Origin of the sequence: Arcobacter defluvii (genome assembly GCF_013201725.1) — a bacterium.
GTDB classification, from domain to species: domain Bacteria; phylum Campylobacterota; class Campylobacteria; order Campylobacterales; family Arcobacteraceae; genus Aliarcobacter; species Aliarcobacter defluvii.
In genome coordinates this window covers 2,956,028-2,976,985 of the sequence record NZ_CP053835.1, presented here as the reverse complement: position 1 = coordinate 2,976,985, position 20,958 = coordinate 2,956,028, and the positions used below count along the sequence as shown (strand labels likewise).

The following is a 20,958-nucleotide window of genomic DNA, read 5'->3' as shown; positions in this document are numbered from 1 at the left end:
TATCCTTTATATGTTGTAATGTAAAAATTCATTATATTTTTCTTGATATTCATCTAGTTTAGATAATTTTATATCAAAAATTTTTTTCATACTATTCTTTGACTCATCAAAAAAGATATTCAAAATTGGATTATCCGCTTTTGTATCTGTTATTTTTATGTCATCTTCTAATGCAATCAAAATATCAACTACTTTGATTTCATCAGGACTTTTTGCAAGAATATATCCACCTCTTGCTCCTCTTATACTTTTTACAAGCTCAGCTCGTCTTAGTTTGCTTAAAAGCTGTTCCAAGTAATTTTGAGGTATGTTTGCATTTGCAGATATTTCCTTAATTTGCATGGGACTATCTTCTTGATGCTTACTTAACTCGTACATGGCAGTTAATCCATATACACCTTTTGTTGATATTAAAGGCATTTTTAGTTTAATGCTTGAGTTAGATCTTCAATAAGATCAATAGGATTTTCTAAACCAATAGATAATCGAACAGTTACCGGATTTACGCCAGCTTTTAATAACTCTTCTTCCGTCATTTGAGAGTGAGTTGTTGAAGCTGGGTGAGTGATAAGTGATTTGCTATCACCGATATTTACAACAACGCTAAATAATTTAACGCTATCAATTACTTTTTTTGCATCTTCAAATGATTCTACATCAAAAGAAATTAATCCAGAAGCTTTTCCATTTTTAAAATATTTTTGTGCTCTATCATAATATTTATTTGATTTTAACCCTGGATAATTTACTGCTTTTACTTTTGGATGTGATTCTAAAAATTTTGCAACTTCTAAAGCATTATCAGAATGTTTATCAACTCTTAATCCTAAAGTTTCTAATGTTTGAATTAAAAGCCAAGAGTTAAATGGAGCAGGTGTTGCACCAATATCTCTCAATAGTGATAATCTAATTCTTAAACAAAAGTTTGGAAGAGGAACATCTGTATAAACTAATCCATGATATGATTCATCAGGAGTTGTGAAATGAGAATATCTATTAGAATTTGCTTTAAAAAACTCTGCTAAACCATCTCTTTCAACTATGATTCCTCCTAAAGCTGTTCCTTGTCCACTTGTGTATTTACTTGTTGAGTGAACTACAACATCAACTCCCCATGAAATAGGGTTGAATAATGCAGCACTTGCAACAGTGTTATCACAAATAGTTAAAACACCATGTTTTTTTGCAATTTCAACAATCTTTTCAAGAGCTGGAATAGCAATTTGTGGATTTGATAATGATTCAAAATAGATAGCTTTTGTTTTATCATCAATTAACTCTTCTAAATTTGATGCATCATCACTATTAAATATTTTTGTTTCAATTCCAAATCTTTTACAAGTATATGTAAAAAGTGAAACTGAACCACCATATAATTTATCAGAGATGATGATGTTATCTCCAGCTTCTGCTACATTTGCTACTGCAAAAAATGATGCTGCTTGTCCTGATGATGTACAAATAGCTGCTGCTCCACCTTCAAGTTGTGCAAATCTTTGCTCTAAAATATCAGTTGTTGGATTTGTTAATCTTGTATAAATTGGTCCAAGTTCTTTTAAAGCAAATAAGTTTGCAGCGTGTTCGCTATCTCTAAACGCATAAGCTGTCGTTTGAGAAATTGGAACTGCCATTTCTCCATTTCCTTGTTTTTTATTATATCCTGCATGTATTGCAATTGTTTCTTTTTCCATGTATGTTAATCCTTTTTAATTTAATCAACTTTAAATATGTTGAAATTATAGACAATTTTTTTTATAAAGTCAAGTAGTTTAATCAAATTTAATATAATTACCTTTAAATAAGGTGTGTTTATATAACTTGATTAAATCAATCAAGATTATATCACATCATAATATGAATTTGGGTAAAATACCAAAAAATCAATATTTTAGGTCAAAATAAATATGAAAAAATATAATATCTTTGATGAAATTCCAATAGATAAAAGTGAAGAAAAATTTTTTGAAATTTTTAAAAATGAGAAGATAAAAATAGAAAAGATTGTTTCAAATGGTCAAAATTCACCTGAAAATTTTTGGTATGAGCAAGAACAAAGTGAATATATTTTACTTCTTGAGGGTTTTGCTATACTTGAATTTGGTGATTTTGAAGTTGAGTTAAAAAAAGGTGATTGTTTAAATATAAAAGCTATGCAAAAACATAGAGTAAAATTTACAAGCCAAACAGAGCCAACTATTTGGTTTACAGTTTTTTATTAAAAAAGGAAGAAAAATTGATTTATATTATTGGTGATGTTCATGGTTGTTATAAAACTTTATTGGCATTGATTGATAAATTACCAAATAAAAATGCTAAAATCGCTTTTGTTGGAGATTTGATTGATAGAGGAAAAAATTCTAGAGATGTTATAGAGTTTATAAGAAATAATCATTACGATTGTATTTTGGGAAATCATGAAAAAATGATGATAGATTCATTTGAACATATAAATACAAATAATGAAAATTCAATATTAAGAAGATGGATTGAAAAAGGTGGTGCAATGAGCACTATCAAAAATTATCAAAACAAAGAAGATATGATTGAAGATGTAAATTTTTTAAAAACACTACCTTTATATATTGAGTACAAAAATATCCAAGATGAAAATGGAAGATATTTGGTGATTAGTCACTCAAGTGTTGGAAAAGCCTGGAATTTGAAAGATTCAATAAATGAAGAAGATAAAGAGCAGTTTGAAACCCAAGTTCTATGGAGTAGAAATAGACATTGTAACAATAGTGAAATTTTCAATGTTTATGGACACACGATTTTAGATGAAGTTTATCTAAATGAGTATAATGCAAATATTGATTTAGGCTGTTATGCAAAAGATAAAATGCCAAATCCAAGGTTGTGTGCTTTTGAGTTTCCAAGTATGAAAATAATTATTCAAGAAAATATAGAAGATTAGTTTCTAACTAAAAAATCACAATTGACCTTCCAAAAGGAATTCTATCTTTTCTATTTGAAAGTGCCCAAAGCACTTCATATGAGGGTGGAATTCTTGGAAAAATTCCATCTCCATCAGTAAAATATAAAAGCATACTACTCATTGGAAAATTTGCATCTATGTAGTCAAATACTGGACGATAGTCAGTTCCTCCACCACCTTTTAGAACAAAATCAATATCTTGAGCATTTTTAAAACTATAGTGACCTTGTATTTTTGCATCAGCTATTAGAAGTTCTATATTTACTGCTGGAAAGTTTTGCATGATAGTTTTAAACTCTTCAACAAAAGCTGCTAAAATCTCCTCTTGAATTGAACCAGATGTATCAATAGCAACTATAAGACTTAAAGTATCACTTGTTAGTGATGGCAAAGCAAAACCTCGATATAGATGTTTTTTATTTGGTGGCATAAAAGCGTAATTATTTCTCATATGCCGATTGATAGCATTGTATAGTTCAAATTTCCAATCGATATTTTTTGCTTCAACTTTTTTTGCTAATCTTTCAAATCCCAAAGGCATAAGAGATTTTCGTATAGCTACCTCTTTTGCCAAAGTTGAAGCATATTCCCACTGTTCTTCATCTCGTTCATCAAGATTTTCTTCTATGTTTTTTACTTTAGTAAATTTATTTTCATCATTTTGTTCTTGCTCTTTTTCATTGAGATCTTCTTCATAAGCATCAAGTCCAGCTTCAATTCTCTCTTTTTTTAGCTCTTCATAAATCTCTTCAGCGTACATATTTTTGTATTTTTTATCAAAATTTGCACCTTTTGGGATTTTTACTCCATTTTTAAAAAGGAGATTATTGATTGCAAAATCAGTTGCAAGTTGCCAAAGAAAACCTTTTCTTTTTAGTTTTCTTTGTTGGTGAGATAAAATATGATGCATAACGCAGTTAGTTAAAACAAAAGACAACTCTTCAATACTACAACTCTCCACAAAAGAAGGATTATATAAAAATCGTTTTCCATTACTTGCATATGCTTTTATGCTTTCATTTTCTTCGTGTTTTAGTCTTGAAGCTAACATACCAAAATATGGATGTTTGGTAGTTAGTTGGCTTTTTGCTTTTATTAGTAAAATATCTGCGCTCATAATTTATCTAAGCAAAGAGTTAAATTTTTTCATCCATAAAGGCCAAGATTTTAGATAATCTAGTTCAATATTTCTTTGTCTTAAATCTTGGATAATCATAACTGCAAACTCTCCTGGAAGATTTAAAGAGTAAGTTACAAGATTGTCTAACTCTTTTGTTCTTGTTTCATCATTTACTTTTAAAGTTAAAGCAGTACATAAAATATGTAAAGCAGAAGTATCAGTTGGAGTTTCAGTTGTAGTTCCTTCAAAAATTGCGTTCATATCTGGTAAATCTTTAACTACAGATTTAAAGCCTAAAAATGAAGCAGCTAACTCTTCACCAATTGCTCCACTAATAAGTGGCATAAGTAGGTCATCTTCAGGTGTTGATAGTAAAATCTCATTTACATAAGCCCAAGTTCGGGGAGTCGCAAAGGCTTTTGAATCACTATTAGTGTTGAAAGTAAATAGTGCATCAGGTCTATATGAGATAAATGAGATTATTGATAAATCTATATTTGCGACTCTTGCCCAACTTTTCCAATCATCAACATTTACTTCCATATCAAGGTGAATAAATCTATTTGCAAGTGGTGCAGCCATTCTAAAAACTACACCTTTGTCACTTTCTCTATTTCCAGCAGCAACTATCGCCCAACCGTCTGGAAGTTTGTATTCTCCAATTTTTCTATCTAAGATAAGTTGATAAGCAGAAGCTTGAACCATAGGAGCAGCAGTATTAAGCTCATCTAAAAATAAAATTCCCTCTTTGATACTACCATCAGGTAAAAATGAAGCAGGAGCCCAAATAGCTGTTTGATTAGAAGAGTCAAAAAATGGAATACCCCTTAAGTCTGTTGGGTCAAGTAAAGAAAGTCTTAAATCTATACAAGCTATGCCTTTTTCACGTGCTATTTGAGAGATTATTGATGATTTTCCAATACCTGGAGGTCCCCATAAAAATATAGGTACTTTTCGCTCACATAAGTGTTCAACTGAACGTTTTATTTTTTGTGGATTCATAAACTATCCTTTATTTATGGGAGAAGTAATGCAAATAACGTTCCTCATATTTTGAAAGAGTCTAAAAGAGTTCATTGGCTATAATCAAAAAAATGATTTAGGAAATAGTATTGAAAATAGCGATTATTGGCTGTGGAGCAGCTGGAATTATGGCTGCAATTACAGCTAAAAGATTAAATAAAAATTTACAAATAGATATGTTTGATGCAAATAAAGGTATTGGAAAAAAAATCTTAGCTTCAGGAAATGGAAGATGCAATATCTCAAATAGCAAGATAACTTCAAAAAACTATATTGGAGAAAATCCCGAGTTTGTAAATTTTGCTTTAAAAGAGTTTGATTTCAAAGCTTTTGAAAAGTTTTGTAAAAGTATCGGACTTTTACTAGATATTAAAGAGAGTGGAAAAGTTTATCCTCTTTCAAATGAAGCAAAATCTGTAACAAATCTTTTGGAGCTTGCTTTAAAAGAGTTGGATATAAAACTATATTTAGAACATTTCATAAAAGATATAGAAAAAATTGAAGATAAATTTGTAGTAAAAACAGCTGAATTTGAATATAAAAACTATGACAAAGTTCTAATCTCAAATGGTTTAGGTGCAGCTCCCCAACTAAACGCTAATGAAAGTGGTTTGGACTTTGCTTCAAAATTTGGACACACATATAATCCAACTTATCCTTCACTTGTGGGACTTCAAACTGATAATAACTACAATGGAAAACTTCAAGGGGTAAAAAAAGAGTGTTTAGTAAGTCTATTTGTAAACAATAATTTAGAGCAAGAGATATTTGGAGATGTACTTTTTACAAGTTATGGAGTTTCAGGTTTTGCAATACTTGATATCTCACAACTTGCTGTTTTAAATCTAAGCTCATATCAAGATGTGAAAATAGCAATAAACTTCTTCCCAAAAATCAATAAAAATGACTTAGCCGACCAAATACAAAGTTTGTTAAAAACTGTACCAACTCAAAAAGTTGTAGATATCTTAACTGGAATGGTTTCAAATAAAATAGCTCCTGTGTTACTTGATATTTGTAAAATCAGTCTTGATACAAAAGCAAATGAAATAAATGCAAAACAGATAAAAGCAATAGCCTATCAACTAAATTCTTGGAAAATGAAAATCATAGATACTCAAGGTTTTGGTCATGCAGAAGCAAGTGGTGGAGGAGTGAGAACTATCGAAGTTGATAACAAAACTTATGAGAGTAAGTTAGTGAAAAATCTCTATTTTGCTGGAGAGGTTTTAGATATAGTTGGGAATAGGGGAGGTTTTAATCTTCATTTTGCTTGGGCGAGTGGGTATTTGGTTGGGAAGAGTTTTGGAAAAATAAATTTCCAATAACTTTTAATTATTTTTTAATTAAATTTATATCATTTAATAAATTTATGATAGAGTAACCAATCGCTTCCGCAAGATTAACAGGAACAGCATTTCCTATTTGTTTATATTGTTGACTTTGAGAACCCTCAAATATCCAATCATCAGGAAAAGTCTGTATTCTTGCGTATTCTCTAATTTCAAAAGGTCTTGTTTCCTCTGGATGGCATCTTTCAGTTTGTTTTTGAGCTGGAGAGCAAGTTAGTGTTAAACATGGTTCATCCCAACTTATTCTTCTAGCCATTCCAGTTTTTCCTCCTCCTAAATAAAAACTTTTTTGCATATATTCTTTTTGTATTTCAAGAGGAAGACTTCTCCAATATTCACCAGCAGGTACTAAAGATAAAATTTCCTTTTTTCTTTTTGGGTACTTTTGACCTGATGATTTTGGAACATCTTTATCAAAAAGTTCTCCTTTTTTTAGGGCATCTTTTAGAGTATATATTTTTTCATTTGGTTCAGGATATGAATAATTTATTTTTCCCATAAATTCTTTTTTTATGCCTACAATGATTAATCTTTCTCTTTTTTGAGGGACTTTGTAATAGATGGCTTTTAGAACTTGTGGTTTAAATACGTGATAACCAAGTTCATTTAAAACATTAATCATGATCTCAAGCGTTTTACCTTTTTCATGGCTTAATAATCCTCTAACATTTTCTGCTAAAAATACAGGTGCATTTGTCTCTTTTAAAGCTCTAGCAAATTCAAAGAATAGTGTTCCTCTTGTATCTTCAAATCCTAATTTCTTTCCAGCATAACTAAAAGCTTGACAAGGAAAACCACCTGTTAATAAATCTATTTTATTTTTATAAGGAGTAAAATCTATTTTTGAAACATCACTATGTTCAATTTTCCAATGAGGTCTATTTCGTTTTAAAGTTTGTACAGCATATTTATCTATTTCATTTAAAAGTATGTGTTCTATACCCGCTTTTTCAAGTCCTAGAGCTAAACCACCAGCACCTGCAAATAATTCTATACTTTTATAAATCTTTTTTGTATTGATAATAGAAGAAGGTTTTTCATTAAAATATATCTTTCCTTTTTCAAAAAGTACAATATCCTCTTTTCTATATTCTCTATAATTATTTATTGGATTTCTAATACTTTTTAATTTCCCTAGATTATCCCATCTTCTTAGCGTTTCTTTATCTACATTTAAAATTTCAGCAGTTTCACTAAGTGAAAAAATGCGTTGATTCATATACCCACCTTATACAACATTAAACATGGTTATTATACTAAAATGTATTTTAAATTATAGAATATATTTTGATAAAACATAAGAAATATTGCATATTGCAATATTTTATGAATTTAATTCTTTAGATAGTTCTTGAATATAATCAGATTTTGATAGCTCAATTATAATCTCATTAAGTTCATTTTTAAAATTTGCTTCAACAGCTACTTCAGCAATTGATTTAATCAAATCAGAATAAAAATCTTTATCTCCTGTTAATCTATGCCAAAAATCTTCACCAACTATTACTTCATAATTGTAATCTTTAGAAATTCTTTTATAGTGGGAACTTAATTCTTCTTTCTCACCATAGATTACACCTACAATCAAGTTATGAAAACCAAGTTTTAGATTATTTGTTTTTCCTAAATTTATAATATTCTTAAAATGCCCTGCAATAGTTTCAACATCATCTTTATTTATTGTATTTGGACCAGATTTTAGTTGGCAATATTTTTTTTCACCATCAATTTGATCAATAAATTCTATATCAATTCCACTTGTTGTACTTGCAAAAGATGAAAGAACATTTGATGTAAATTTTTGTATTTGAGTACCAAAAGATGTATTTATTGATGTTCCTAAAACTTTTGGAAGAATTAAAGCTTTTGCGATACTAATAGGTTCGTTATTACCTTCTAAGAAATTTGAAAGATAAGTGATTAAAAAAGGGTTAATTTGGAATTTTTTTATATTTGAAAGTTTTTTAGTATTCTTGATATGTTGCTTTGCAATTGATTCTTTAAACCATAATTTGGCATTTTGAAGTATCTCTTCTTTGTTTATCATATTTCTTACCTCATTCATATTTGTGTAAAAGTATATAATAAATAATTTAAAATAACTTTTTAAAACTTCTCCCTCAAAACCACCAACTTTTTAATCTTTTCAAACTCAAAAACACCTTTATCACTATAAAGTCTATTCTCATTATCTAGTTTTAGAGGTTTGATATTTTTATAACTTTTATTTTCATAACTAAAACTAATATAATTTTTATCATTGATTGCTTTTTGTAGAAATTTATATTCGATATTCATGTGAAGTATTTGAGATTTTTATAAAAAGAGAAAATATAAATCTTTCCTCTTTTTATAAATAATTATTTAGTTTCTAAAACTTTTTCTGTACAAACAGTGATAGCTTTTTTAACAATATCACTGCTAATATTTGCAAAAGATTGAATTTGTGAAGCTTGAGAACATAACTCTTTTGCTTTATCCATAGAAGAAACAGCAGTATTATTTGATTTTACAGCAGTTGCTAGTTTTTCACCTAAAGCTTCTGATGTTAATCCAGCTGATTCAGCAGCTGTTTTTGAAAGAGATTTTACATCAGTATCTCCATTTAATGCAGCAGTTCCAGTAGCTGTACCAGCATTTTTTAATGCCCCACCAATATCAAAAGCTAAAAGTGCTGAAATTGATAAAGCTGTTGCTAAAATGATTTTTTTCATATATTAATCCTTAAAATAAAGTTGCGAATTGTATCCGTTCTTTCTTTAAAAAACTTTTTAAGAGATTAAATTATTCAACTTTCTCATTTCCACCAAAAACACTATATAAGGAAACTCTATTTGTCAAATCTTCTAAATATGTATTTATTAAGGCTTGTTGTGAACTTATCAAAGTTCTTTGAGCAATAAGAACATTTAAATATGAACCAACACCAATTTTGTAAGAGTTTAAAGATATATCATAACTTTTAGAAACAGAATCAACTAACTCTTTTTGTTTTTGGATTTGCTCTTTTATTGTAGCTCTTGTGATTAAAGTATCAGATACTTCTTTAAATGCAGTTTGAATACTTTTTTCATATTCTAACAATGCAATATCTTTTTGAGCATAAGAGTAATCAAGATTTGCTTGATTTTCTCCTGCATTAAAAATTGGAATAGAAATATTTGGAGAAAAAGACCAAATACTTTTTGCTCCACCATCAAATAACGAAGATAAAGACCTACTTGCTAATCCAGAACTTGCAGTTAGTGAAATAGATGGAAAAAAAGCAGCTCTTGCTGCTCCAATATTTGCATTTTTAGCTTTTAGATTATATTCTGCTTCCATAATATCAGGTCTTGAAAGTAAAATATTTGAAGAAACTCCTGATTTTACTATCATTAAACTATTTTTATAACTTTCAAAATCTTTTGGTAAAAAATCTTCTTTTAAAGGTTCTGCTATTAGTAACTCAAGTGCATTTTTATTTTCTTCAACTTTTTTTGAATATGAAATTACATTTAATTCACTCTCTTTTAGTGAAGCATTTGCATCGTAAACATCATTTTTTGAAACTACACCAGCTGTAAATCTTTTTTGGGTAAGTTCATAAACTTTTTGAAGATTTGTTGCTGTTTGTTTTGCGAGTTCTAGTTGCTCCATATTTGATGCTAAAATAATCCAAGCATTTATAGTTTCACTAATAAGAGAAATTTTTGTTGCATTTGTTGCAAATTGAGTTGATAAATAGCTGTTTAGTGCATTTTCATTTAAACTTTTTATTTTTCCAAAAAGGTCCAATTCATAAGATGCTGCTATATTTGCATTGTAATTATGAGAAATTGTTGAGTTATTTGATGAATTTAAACTTTTTGAGTGAGATATATCCATATTTCCAGTTATATTAGGGAAAAGGTCAGCTCTTGAAATTCGATAAGTTGCCCTTGCTGCTTCAATATTTAAAAGTGCAATTTTTAAATCTTTGTTATTTTCAATTGCTTTTGATACAACTTTTTTTAGTGTTTCATCTTTTACAAAATCTTCCCAAGATGGTTTTATTAAAGCTAAATCATTACTATTATTTTCAATATTTGTTTTCCACTCTTTTGGTATAACTTTTGAATCTAAAGGCTCAAGTTTTGGCTCTAAAGAGACACAACCACTAAAAATAACTATTAATAAAAATATTGATATATTTGTTTTAATCATTTTAGTTTGCCTCATTTGTTAAGTTTTTATTTGATGTAATTTTTTTAATCAAAACAAAAAATAGTGGAACAAAGAAAATAACAAGAACGGTTGCAGTTAAAGTTCCACCTATAATTCCTGTACCAATAGAAATTCTACTATTTGCTCCAGCTCCTGTAGATAAAGCTAGAGGTGTAATACCTGCAATAAAAGCTAAAGAAGTCATAATTATAGGTCTTAATCTCAAAGTTGCACCTTCAACAGCTGCTTGGATTAGAGGTTTTCCTTCTTTATACGATGTGTCAACAAATTCTACAATTAAAATAGCATTTTTTGAAACTAAACCAATAGTTGTAAGAAGAGCTACTTGAAAATATACATCATTGTCTAATCCTCTAAAATATACAGCTAAAACAGCTCCGATAATTCCTAAAGGTACCACCATCAAAATAGAAAAAGGTACAGACCAACTTTCATATAAAGCAGCTAAACATAAAAATATAACTAAGATTGATACTGTATATAATAATCCAGATTGACCAGTTGATATTTTTTCTTGATAAGATAATCCACTCCATTCATGCATAGTTCCTGATGAATATTTATTGGCGATTTTATCCATTTCATCCATAGCTACACCAGAACTTACACCATTTGATGCTGAACCTTGTATCTCAAATGAAGCAAATCCATTATAACGAGTAAGTTCTTCTGGTCCAAATTCCCACTTTGTAGTTGCAAATTCTGAAAATGAAGTCATTTCTCCAGCAGAATTACGAACTTTCCAACTATATAAATCTTCAGGTTTTGATCTAAAAGGAGCATCACCTTGAATATAAACTCTTTTTACTCTTGATCTATCAATAAAATCATTTACATAAATTCCACCCCAAGCAGCACTAAGTGTATAATCAATATTATTTAAACTAAGTCCTAAAGCCAAAGCTTTATTTATGTCATAATTGACTTTTAATTGAGGTGTACTATCTGTACCATCTGCTCTTACGGAATCTATATTAGTATTTGATGATGCCTCTTCTAAGATTTTATCTTTTACTTCTGCTAGTTTAGTTCTTGTTGTTCCAGCATCTGCTTGAAGTTGAAATTCAAATCCATCACTTTGACCTAAACCTTGAATTACTGGTGGATTCATTGCAATTACTCTTGCATCTCTGATAAAATAAGGTGATTTTGAATTTGCAAAAGCTTTTGAAGCTCTTTGTCCTATCATATCAGAACGATTATTTACACCTTTTCTTAAATCCCAACTTTTTAAAGAGACAAAAGCTGTTCCTACATTTTGACCACTACTTCTACTACTATATCCTGAAATAGTAAAAATAGAATCCATATTTTCTTTTTCTTCAACCAAGAAATAATCTTTGATTTTCTCTGCAACTTCTACTGTTCTTGAGGTTATAGCTCCTTCAGGTAGAGTATATTGAATCATAATTGTACCTTGATCCTCTTTTGGAAGGAAACTTGTAGGAAGTTTTATAAATACAAAACCTAATAAACCAATAATTAATACATAGATAAACATCCAACGTTTTGGAGTTAGTAAAATCTTATTTAATGTAGCTTTATATTTTAAAGAAAGAGAATTAAACATCTCTCCAAACCAATTAATAAAACCATTTTTCTTTTGTTCTTCTTGTTTTATTGGATTTAAAATAGTTGCACATAAAGCTGGTGTTAAGGTTAGTGCAACAACAACTGAAAGAATCATTGAAGAGACAATAGTTATAGAAAATTGTCTATATATAACTCCAGTTGAACCACTAAAAAATGCCATAGGTAAAAATACAACTGATAAAACAGTTGCAACTCCAACTAAAGCACTTGTGATTTCTTGCATTGAAAGAATAGTTGCTTCTTTAGGTGCAAGATTTTGTTCTCTCATATTTCTTTCAACATTTTCTACTACAACAATAGCATCATCAACTAATAAACCTATTGATAAGACCATACCAAACATAGTTAAAGTATTTATTGAATAACCTAAGATATTTAAAATCCCAAAAGTTCCAAGAAGAACAACAGGAACAGCAATAGCAGGGATTAAAGTAGCTTTCCAATTTTTCAAGAAAAGATACATAACTAAAACTACCAATAAAATAGCTTCCAAAAGAGTCTTTATAACTTCATATATCGAAGCTTTAATAAATAAAGTTGAATCTCTTGGATAATCTATCTTATAACCTTCTGGTAGATTTGGTTCATATTTGTTTAAAAACTCTTTTATAGCATTTGCAGTTTTTATAGCATTTGCTCCTGAAGCTAGTTGAATTGCAATCCCTGATGAAGGGTAGCCATTTAGATTTGTTATATTGTTATATGATTGTGAACCTAACTCAACTCTTGCAACATCTTTTAGTTTGATAAGCGAACCATCACTATTACTTTTTACAACTATATCTTCAAACTCTTTTACTGTTTGAAATTTTGAACGAGCTGTAACAGTAACTGCTAATTGTTGATTATCAATAACAGGCATTCCTCCAAGTCTTCCTGCTGAAGCCTGAGAGTTTTGAGCCTCAATAGCAGAATTTATATCAGATGGCATAAGTTTATAAGCATCAAGCTTTGTAGGGTCAAGCCATATTCTCATAGCATACTGACCACCAAATACTCTAACTTCTCCAACTCCATCAATTCTTGCGATACTATCTTGTAAATTACTTACCATATAATCTGCAATATCAATTTTTTCTGCTTTTCCTGTTGAATCATATAAAGAGGCTAAAAGTAAAAAGTCACTTTGAGATTTTACAACTCTTACTCCTTGTCTTTGAACATCATCAGGAAGTCTTGAAAGAATTTGTTCTACTTTATTTTGAACTTGAACTTGAGCAATATCAGGATCAGTTCCTTGTTCAAAAGTTACTGTAATTCTTGAACTACCAGATGAACTACTACTTGAAGAAAAATATATCATTCCATCAAGACCCGTTAGTTGTTGCTCAATAATTTGAGTTACACTATTTTCAACAGTTTGGGCAGATGCTCCTGTATATGTTGTAGAAATATTAACTTGTGGAGGAGCAATATCTGGATATTGTTCAACAGGAAGAGTATATAAAGATACAGTTCCTGCAATCATAATAACTAAAGAGATAACCCATGCAAAAATTGGACGATTAACAAAAAAACGAGCTAGCATATTTTTTTAATCCTCTTGAATATATTTATTTGTAACATCAATAGGATTTACTTTACTTTTCATATTGATTTTATTTAAACCTTCAATAATAATTTTATCATTATTGTTGATTCCACTTGTAACAACCCACTTATTACCTATTGCTCTTTCTATTGTAATTTGTCGTCTTTTTATACTGTTATCATCTTGAACAACAGTAATAATAGGATTTGCTTTTTCATCTCTTGATACAGCTTGCTGAGGTAATAAAAATGCTTTTGTATCAATTGCTCCTTCGATAGTTGCTTTTACAAACATACCTGGAAGCAAGATGTTTTCATCATTTGGAAAAATTGCTCTTAAAGTAACAGAACCTGTATTTTCATCAACTGAAACTTCTTGAAGTTGTAAAGTTCCTTTATGTGAATAAAGTGTTTCATCACTTAAAATTAGGCTTACATTAGTATTGCCTTCTTTTATATTCTTTTTTGTTAAAAGTTTTTTTAGTGCTAAAAGTTGAGTTTGAGATTGGTTTAAATCAACATAAACGGTATTTGTATCTCTTATTGTTGTAAGAGCTGTTGTTTGATTTGCAGATACTAAGGCACCTTGAGTGATAGTTGAAATACCAATATATCCAGAAATAGGAGCTTTTATTTTTGTTCTTTCAAGGTTAATTTTTGCACTTTCAAGTGCTGCTTTTTTTTCTTCAACTAAAGCAAGAGCTTCTAAATAAGAAGCTTTTGCATCATCTGTTTCTTGTTTTGAAATACCATCAACTTTTAGTAATTCATCATATCTTTGACTTTTTAATTTTGCACTTTGTAAAGTTGCTTTTGCACTTTGTAAAGCAGCTTTTTCTTGATTATAAATTGCTTCATAACTTGAAGAATCTATTTGATAAAGTATATCACCTTGAGTTACTTTACTACCTTCTATAAAAAGTTGCTTTTCTATTATTCCATTGATTTGTGGTCTTACTTCAGAAACTAATTTTGCTTTTACTCTTCCTGATAATTCCTGTTGCAAAGCAATAGGTTGTTCTTTTATAGTTATTGTACCAACTTCTATTGATTGTTTTGTTTGAGCTGATTGTGAATTTTTTTCTTCACAACCTGATAAAATAAAAAGAATAGTTAAAATAAAAAAAGAGAGTTTAGATATTTTTATCAAAATAGATCCTTAACTAAAAATTGTTAAATTTTATTCAATTAATATTAATGTTATATTAATAAAAATACCAAAAAATGCAGATTCTTATCTAAAAATTACAACTTGATCTCTTCCATTTTCTTTGGCTTTATATAGTGCTTTATCTGCATTTGAAACTATCTCTTCAGCTTTAAAAATATTTTCATTATAAGAAGCAACACCTAAACTCATAGTTATAGTTTTTGGATAAGTTGAGAAAATATGATTTTTTATTGCATTGTTTATATTTTTTGCAAGTTTTTGAGCACCTTCTAAATCAGTTTGTGGGCAAACAATTAAAAATTCTTCACCTCCCCATCTTCCTAAAACATCTACATTTCTAATTGAATTTCTAAGAATATTAGCACTCTCAACTAAAACTTCATCACCTACTTGATGCCCAAATTCATCATTAACTTTTTTAAAAAAATCTATATCAATTATAATAACAGAAAAAACAACACCATAACGTAAACTTCTGTTCATTTCATGTTGAAGTGTTTTATCGAGTTTTTCCCTATTGTAAAGTGAAGTTAATTTATCATTAATAGATAATTTAAGTAACTCTTCATTTTTTAAAGATAATTCTTTTGTTCTTTGTTTTACTTTTTCTTCTAGTGAGTGTTGATAGTTATAAATTGATTCAGACATACTTTCTAAAGAAGAAGAGAGTAAAGCAACTTCAAGTATTGAAGTTTCTACCTTTGTAATAGTGTTATATTTTCTTTTTTTTACTTTAATACTTTGTTTTACCAATTCATAAATAGGTTTTACAATAATCCCTGAAAAATATATAATAATAGGAATCATTAAAAGTACAGTGATAATAAAAGTTAATAATAAATTTAATATTTGTACTTGATAAGGTTCAATAATCTTATCATATTCTGCTAATAATATGATATTTTCTTCATTGTTTTGTTCATTAAGAGGTACTATTTGAACCACATATTGTTTCTTATTTAATTTGATGATTTTTGGTTTTGTAAAATCTGTTATAATTATATTTTCTTTGAAAAATTCTTTAAACAAATTTGTATTATCCGATAAAGATGAGATAATAGTATTATCTTTTTTAAATAAATAAACATCTATATAATCACTATTTATATGATTTTTGTAAATACTTCTAAAATCATTTATTAATACATCAATGGCAATAATATTTTTACTATTAGATATCTGTTTTGCATAAGTAATTCCAGTTGAATCAATATGAGAAAATTTATAAGGTGGAGTTTTTATAGAAGAGTTACTACTAATAGCCATTTTATACCAAGGTCTAGTTGTTGGGTTATAGTTATTATCGCTTATTCTTGAACTTGTTAATTTTAAATCAGAATTATATAAATAAATTTCTCTTTTATTTATATCTTGCCCTGAAATTTTTATAAGTAACCATTTATCTGTGGATTCTGCATTATAAATTTGAGGTAGGCTTTTATTGCTATTTAAATTGATAATTTCATAAAAACTACCATCTTCATAACCTGTATAAATTGCGTATAAAGAGGGATAAGTTGCTAATATATTTATATATAATTCAAAATTATTTTTATCTTTCATAAGGCTTAACATTTCAATCATATTAAAATTAAGAGTTTCATTGCTTTTAATAGATGTTCTTATATCTTGAACTAAACCATTAAGCTGTAAATCTATACTTTCAAGAGATAATTTTTTACTAAAATAAAAAAGTTGAGAACCAAGTACAATAATCAAGATTATGGTTACCAAAGAAAAAATAGATAAAACAGTACTTTTTAAAGATACTTCTTTTTTCTTTTTTAAAAGATTAATAAAATATTTATTCATGATTATTTTGCCTATATTAAAAGAGTGAATTATTAAAAATAAAATAGAAAGAATAATAACATAAAAATGTTGATAATAAAATTTATCTTTTAGCCTTTGTTAAGTAAAAAATAAGATAATTTCTAATTATTCCTTGCCCAATTGATAATTTTTCTATCTTCTTGAATTATATGATGAACTAATGCAATATCTATTATCTTTGCTAACTCTTTTTCAAAAAGAGTATCATTTAAATCTGGAAGTTTTTTTACAAAATTATTTATTGTCAAAATTATTTCTGCATGTAGTTTTTTATGCTCTTTTATGTAAGGATAATTTATCTCTTGCATATAGTGTTCTTCATGTTTAAAATGAGTTTTCATATAGTCATACAATTTAGTCAAAATAGTTTTAATTTTTGAAGCTTTTAATTCCTCATCAACTTCAATAAAAGCCTCTTGGGCAATATCAAAAAGTCGTTTATGTTCTGCATCAATTTTGGTATTATTAACACTATAAATCTCTTTCCATCCAAAATTCTTTTTTAAGTCTTCAAGATTTGTATTCCAAAGTTGAATTTTTTTATCTTCTAATATAATATGTCTTATAAAATACTCTTCAATAAAATCATATAGTGACTTTTGAATTTCTTCTATTTCCATATTATTTAGTTCTGAAACAAGTTTTGTAAGCATATTTAACATATTTTTATGAAGAAGTTTGTGTTTTTCTAAATCAGGATATTTTATTTTTTCCATATATTTTTGCTCATTACTAAAATGTGTTCCAACATAATCAAAAAGTTTTGTTATTATTTTTTTTAATTTATCAATTTGTTCATTATTTTTTTTAAATTTTGAGATATTTAGTGCTTCTCTTGCAATTGCAAATAAATGTTGATGTTCTCTATCAATTTTTAAATTATTGATGTTATATTCAGACTTCCAAATAATTGAAGTATTACTATTTAATATATAATTCATAAGATACCTTTGTTATAAAAAAAAATTATATAATAAAATAATAAAAATAAGAGTAAAAAGAATTTTATTATTTTTATTAACTTGAAAAATAGCTAAAAATAATTTGTTTAAGTAGATTTTACAAGTTTTATTTCAAAAAACTTTACTATAATACGCAAAAAACTAGGAAGCATTTAAAAATGAGCAATATAAACATAATAGAAAAACCAACAACAATTGAGCAAGAAAAGTTAGTTCAATCTAAATTTAATACAAATGTAGCTTTTTATGTACATTTAAAAGCATATGATAATAAAGTAAGAGAAGAGTTAGAAAGTAGAATTACAGAAGTTTTCTTTTTTACAAGAGGTATTGATTGGAAATTTGACAGCTTTGGAATAGAAAAAACAGGCTCAAGAGGAACTGAAGTTTTAGGATATTTTATATTTAGAGCTGTAGAAATAGAAAAATTACAAAAATTATTTGTTGAAGAGTTTAAAGATTATGAAAATGCAGTAAAAATCACTTGTTCAGTTGCAAAATATGAAAAAGTTGATGAATCATTTTTTGAATTAGAAGTATAAAAGATAAATTCTTTTATACTTTAATCATCTAAAAGTTCTTTGATTTCTAAAAATTTATCTAAATTATTAAAAAATACATCTATTAAATTTGGGTCAAAATGTTTGCCTTTTTCTTCTTTTAATAGTTTATAAATATCTTCTAAAGGCCAAGCTTTTTTATAAATTCTATCATGACCTAAGGCATCGAAAACATCAGCTATTGCAGTTATTCTTCCATAAATATGGATGTTCTCGCCTTTTAACCCTCTTGGATAACCACTTCCATCCCATTTTTCATGATGTTCTCTTGCAACTATAGCTGATGCTTTTAGAATCTCTCTTTTTGAGTGTTTTAGCATTTCATAACCTAATTGAGCATGAGTTTTCATAATCTCAAATTCTTCAGGAGTTAAAACGCCTGGTTTATTTAGGATATTATCAGGAATACCAACTTTTCCTATATCATGCATAGGACTTGCTTGTCTTAATAAATTTGCATCTTCTTCACTTAATCCAGATAAAATAGCAAGTAAATAAGAGTATTCAGCAACTCTTTTTACGTGAAGTCCTGTTTCTTGAGATCTTGTTTCTCCAATGGCACCCATTGTAAATACAACTTCTTTTTGTGTGTTTGTTATCTCTTCATTTAAATTGAATATATCAGTTACATCAGTTAAAACATTTATATATTCAATAGTTTCATTTTTTAAATTTGTAATAGGATAAAAGTTAGATCTTGTGATAAAAGTTTCTCCATTTTTTCCTACTTTATTTAAAATATAATTTACAACTTCCCCTTCATTTAATCTTTTAGAAATATTCTCGAAATCACCATTGTTTTTATGTTTTATATCAAGTAATTTATCCCAAGAAAGACCTAATAACTCATCTTCTTTATATTGAGTTAATTCCAAAAATTTATCATTTGTATAGGTGATTATAAGATTTTTATCAATTTTTATAATTGCAACAGAAGTATTAACAGCATTTTCATATTGTTTTGTATAATTAAGATTATCAGCTAAAGTTTTACTTGTATTATCAAGTTCATATTTTAAAAGTATTTTATATTCTTCAAGTTCAGTAACATCATGTCTAATTCCAAGATATTCTCTAAAATCACCATTTTTATAATAAATTGGTGCAATATCTGATAAAACATGATATGAACTTCCATCTTTTCTTTTATTTTTTATAAGCCCATGCCAAGTTTTACCTTTACTTATAGTTTCCCATAAATTGATAAATTGTGAACTTTTATTTTCAGGGTGTCTAACAAGATTATGATTTTGTCCGATAAGTTCTTTTCTACTAAAACCACTTGATTTTTCAAAGTTTTCATTTACATAAGTAATTTCACCCATTTCATTTGTTGTTGAATAAATAGAAGATTCTTCAACTAATTCTTTAAATTGTTTTAGATAATAGTTGTTTTCATCAAGTTTTTCACTTGTTTTTTTTATAAGATTTGTAAGTGCGTTTAGCTTTATATCTTTTTTTGATGTTTTGATTTTTATATCTTTAAATGATATTTCTTCTTCTAATTCTTTCTCATTTAATGTTACAAAGGTTGAAGTGATATTTAATAAATTATTACAATTACACGTTTTATTATGGAAAAATTCGCCAAAAAGAACTAAACCACTACTAGGTCCTAAACAATTTAAGATTTTCATCTCTTTTTCAAAATATGTACCAAGCATTTCACGTCTTGCTGCACAAGAATAGATAAAGACACCTTCTTGTTTATTTTTATATAAAGATAAAAGTTTTTGTTTATTGTGTAGTTTAATAGAGTCAATATTTGCAAACCCAAATTTTACTTTTTTCTTTTGAGGAATCTCCCCTGCAAAAGTAATAGATCCGTTTTCATTATCATAATCTATAATTCCCCTTGCAATCTCCACATTTGAATCTGTATAAATTAAAGGAAATTGTCCAGCATTTTCAAGTAAATTTGATGTAATTTCATCACCAAGATACTCTTTGTAAACATTAATTGCTTTTTTGTTATCTATTGTATAAACTGTGGCTTTATCTGATTTTGTGATAATCATCTCTTCACCTATAGTTTCCCAGTTAAATAGATAATCTGTTTTAACTTCTAAAACGTCAGAATTTATGGTTGTAACTACTAAATCACAATCCAAAATATCTTTTGTAAAAATATTTGGATTTATTTGTTCATAATAATTCCCCGTATTTCCCCCTGCAATAACAAGATTTGGAAATTTTTCATTAAGTTTCATTAAGAAATTTGAAGAATCAAAAGCAAAAACATTTGTAAAAGCAATAAGAAGTTTAGTATTTGATTTTATAATATTTTGAGATAAATCATTTAAGATATCTTCTAAATCTATATTTTTATATCCTTTAGATAAAGTTTTAGAGGCTTTAAAAATAGAAAAAGAGATGATAATATCATCATCTATTATCTCTTCATTTGAAATTATTCCTGAACTTACAGTTCCTAAAATAGAGGCTTTTGAAAAGATTCTTTCTAAAAAATCTTTTATTTTTAAAACTTTTTTTAAATCTTTTCCAGTATGTAAAATTTGAATAAAAAGTTTATTTGAATTTTTAATATGGTTTTTTTGTAAAAAATTCTTTAAATGAATTTTATTTTTGTAATGATAATTCAAAATATACATACTTACTTAACCTCTTTTTCTTGACACTATTTATAATGTACAAGATTTAGTTATTTGTTTT

Annotated in this window: 17 protein-coding genes; 4 read left to right on the top strand and 13 right to left on the bottom strand. The window is 27.6% G+C overall.

What is annotated here, in order from left to right; genetic code table 11:
- Positions 1 to 6: 6 nt before the first annotated feature.
- Both ADFLV_RS14885 and ADFLV_RS14880 read right to left on the bottom strand, forming a co-directional pair.
- Positions 7 to 420 (bottom strand): RrF2 family transcriptional regulator, encoded by a 414-nt coding sequence (locus tag ADFLV_RS14885; RefSeq protein WP_014475504.1) that lies wholly within the window; start codon positions 418 to 420, stop codon positions 7 to 9.
- Positions 421 to 422: 2 nt separating this feature from the next.
- Complete coding sequence (locus ADFLV_RS14880; protein WP_014475503.1) at positions 423 to 1,691, bottom strand: O-acetylhomoserine aminocarboxypropyltransferase/cysteine synthase family protein; 1,269 nt, start codon at positions 1,689 to 1,691, stop codon at positions 423 to 425.
- 213 nt (positions 1,692 to 1,904) lie between these two features.
- Here ADFLV_RS14880 and ADFLV_RS14875 point away from each other — a divergent pair, with 213 nt between their 5' ends.
- Together ADFLV_RS14875 and ADFLV_RS14870 are read left to right on the top strand one after the other, a co-directional pair.
- Positions 1,905 to 2,219, top strand: a complete 315-nt coding sequence (locus tag ADFLV_RS14875; protein ID WP_129011862.1) for a cupin domain-containing protein — start codon at positions 1,905 to 1,907, stop codon at positions 2,217 to 2,219.
- A gap of 14 nt (positions 2,220 to 2,233) precedes the next feature.
- Complete coding sequence (locus ADFLV_RS14870; protein ID WP_164968536.1) at positions 2,234 to 2,914, top strand: metallophosphoesterase; 681 nt, start codon at positions 2,234 to 2,236, stop codon at positions 2,912 to 2,914.
- Positions 2,915 to 2,921: 7 nt separating this feature from the next.
- Here the strand turns inward: ADFLV_RS14870 and ADFLV_RS14865 are convergent, their stop codons facing one another.
- Positions 2,922 to 4,052 carry a vWA domain-containing protein gene (locus tag ADFLV_RS14865; protein WP_129011860.1) on the bottom strand — a complete coding sequence of 377 codons (1,131 nt, stop codon included), beginning with the start codon at positions 4,050 to 4,052 and terminating at the stop codon, positions 2,922 to 2,924.
- Positions 4,053 to 4,055: 3 nt separating this feature from the next.
- On the bottom strand, positions 4,056 to 5,057 hold the full coding sequence (locus ADFLV_RS14860; protein WP_129011859.1) for an AAA family ATPase: 1,002 nt from the start codon (positions 5,055 to 5,057) through the stop codon (positions 4,056 to 4,058).
- A gap of 110 nt (positions 5,058 to 5,167) precedes the next feature.
- Here ADFLV_RS14860 and ADFLV_RS14855 point away from each other — a divergent pair, with 110 nt between their 5' ends.
- A complete protein-coding gene (locus ADFLV_RS14855; protein ID WP_014475498.1) occupies positions 5,168 to 6,406 on the top strand; it encodes a BaiN/RdsA family NAD(P)/FAD-dependent oxidoreductase in 1,239 nt (412 codons plus the stop codon).
- Between the two features lie 7 nt (positions 6,407 to 6,413).
- On the opposite strand, the gene ADFLV_RS14850 is transcribed toward ADFLV_RS14855, so the two are convergent.
- The 8 genes from ADFLV_RS14850 to ADFLV_RS14815 all read right to left on the bottom strand — a co-directional run bounded on the left by ADFLV_RS14850 (position 6,414) and on the right by ADFLV_RS14815 (position 17,704).
- Positions 6,414 to 7,649, bottom strand: coding sequence for a DNA cytosine methyltransferase (locus tag ADFLV_RS14850; protein WP_129011858.1), 1,236 nt, complete (start codon positions 7,647 to 7,649; stop codon positions 6,414 to 6,416).
- A 105-nt stretch (positions 7,650 to 7,754) separates the two neighbouring features.
- Complete coding sequence (locus tag ADFLV_RS14845; RefSeq protein ID WP_014475496.1) at positions 7,755 to 8,477, bottom strand: PmeII family type II restriction endonuclease; 723 nt, start codon at positions 8,475 to 8,477, stop codon at positions 7,755 to 7,757.
- Positions 8,478 to 8,790: 313 nt separating this feature from the next.
- Positions 8,791 to 9,144, bottom strand: coding sequence for a hypothetical protein (locus ADFLV_RS14840; protein WP_014475494.1), 354 nt, complete (start codon positions 9,142 to 9,144; stop codon positions 8,791 to 8,793).
- Positions 9,145 to 9,214: 70 nt separating this feature from the next.
- Positions 9,215 to 10,615, bottom strand: coding sequence for an efflux transporter outer membrane subunit (locus ADFLV_RS14835; RefSeq protein WP_129011857.1), 1,401 nt, complete (start codon positions 10,613 to 10,615; stop codon positions 9,215 to 9,217).
- A gap of 1 nt (position 10,616) precedes the next feature.
- Complete coding sequence (locus ADFLV_RS14830) at positions 10,617 to 13,757, bottom strand: efflux RND transporter permease subunit (protein ID WP_129011856.1); 3,141 nt, start codon at positions 13,755 to 13,757, stop codon at positions 10,617 to 10,619.
- A gap of 6 nt (positions 13,758 to 13,763) precedes the next feature.
- Positions 13,764 to 14,909: an efflux RND transporter periplasmic adaptor subunit gene (locus tag ADFLV_RS14825; RefSeq protein ID WP_129011855.1), complete on the bottom strand. Its 1,146-nt coding sequence runs from the start codon at positions 14,907 to 14,909 to the stop codon at positions 13,764 to 13,766.
- 84 nt (positions 14,910 to 14,993) lie between these two features.
- The gene (locus tag ADFLV_RS14820) at positions 14,994 to 16,742 is read right to left on the bottom strand and encodes a sensor domain-containing diguanylate cyclase (RefSeq protein WP_129011854.1); all 1,749 of its coding nucleotides are present in this window, start codon (positions 16,740 to 16,742) and stop codon (positions 14,994 to 14,996) included.
- Between the two features lie 122 nt (positions 16,743 to 16,864).
- Positions 16,865 to 17,704: a bacteriohemerythrin gene (locus tag ADFLV_RS14815; RefSeq protein WP_014475489.1), complete on the bottom strand. Its 840-nt coding sequence runs from the start codon at positions 17,702 to 17,704 to the stop codon at positions 16,865 to 16,867.
- Between the two features lie 179 nt (positions 17,705 to 17,883).
- Here ADFLV_RS14815 and ADFLV_RS14810 point away from each other — a divergent pair, with 179 nt between their 5' ends.
- Positions 17,884 to 18,267, top strand: a complete 384-nt coding sequence (locus tag ADFLV_RS14810) for a hypothetical protein (protein WP_129011853.1) — start codon at positions 17,884 to 17,886, stop codon at positions 18,265 to 18,267.
- Between the two features lie 20 nt (positions 18,268 to 18,287).
- Here the strand turns inward: ADFLV_RS14810 and ADFLV_RS14805 are convergent, their stop codons facing one another.
- The gene (locus ADFLV_RS14805) at positions 18,288 to 20,897 is read right to left on the bottom strand and encodes an HD domain-containing phosphohydrolase (protein ID WP_129011852.1); all 2,610 of its coding nucleotides are present in this window, start codon (positions 20,895 to 20,897) and stop codon (positions 18,288 to 18,290) included.
- Positions 20,898 to 20,958 lie beyond the last annotated feature (61 nt).

Bases quoted from the DNA above. Each gene is read 5' to 3' on its own strand.
- ADFLV_RS14885 (WP_014475504.1), bottom strand. From the start codon at position 420: ATGCCTTTAATATCAACAAAAGGTGTATATGGATTAACTGCCATGTAC.
- ADFLV_RS14880 (WP_014475503.1), bottom strand. From the start codon at position 1,691: ATGGAAAAAGAAACAATTGCAATACATGCAGGATATAATAAAAAACAA.
- ADFLV_RS14875 (WP_129011862.1), top strand. From the start codon at position 1,905: ATGAAAAAATATAATATCTTTGATGAAATTCCAATAGATAAAAGTGAA.
- ADFLV_RS14865 (WP_129011860.1), bottom strand. From the start codon at position 4,052: ATGAGCGCAGATATTTTACTAATAAAAGCAAAAAGCCAACTAACTACC.
- ADFLV_RS14860 (WP_129011859.1), bottom strand. From the start codon at position 5,057: ATGAATCCACAAAAAATAAAACGTTCAGTTGAACACTTATGTGAGCGA.
- ADFLV_RS14850 (WP_129011858.1), bottom strand. From the start codon at position 7,649: ATGAATCAACGCATTTTTTCACTTAGTGAAACTGCTGAAATTTTAAAT.
- ADFLV_RS14845 (WP_014475496.1), bottom strand. From the start codon at position 8,477: ATGATAAACAAAGAAGAGATACTTCAAAATGCCAAATTATGGTTTAAA.
- ADFLV_RS14840 (WP_014475494.1), bottom strand. From the start codon at position 9,144: ATGAAAAAAATCATTTTAGCAACAGCTTTATCAATTTCAGCACTTTTA.
- ADFLV_RS14835 (WP_129011857.1), bottom strand. From the start codon at position 10,615: ATGATTAAAACAAATATATCAATATTTTTATTAATAGTTATTTTTAGT.
- ADFLV_RS14830 (WP_129011856.1), bottom strand. From the start codon at position 13,757: ATGCTAGCTCGTTTTTTTGTTAATCGTCCAATTTTTGCATGGGTTATC.
- ADFLV_RS14820 (WP_129011854.1), bottom strand. From the start codon at position 16,742: ATGAATAAATATTTTATTAATCTTTTAAAAAAGAAAAAAGAAGTATCT.
- ADFLV_RS14815 (WP_014475489.1), bottom strand. From the start codon at position 17,704: ATGAATTATATATTAAATAGTAATACTTCAATTATTTGGAAGTCTGAA.
- ADFLV_RS14810 (WP_129011853.1), top strand. From the start codon at position 17,884: ATGAGCAATATAAACATAATAGAAAAACCAACAACAATTGAGCAAGAA.
- ADFLV_RS14805 (WP_129011852.1), bottom strand. From the start codon at position 20,897: ATGTATATTTTGAATTATCATTACAAAAATAAAATTCATTTAAAGAAT.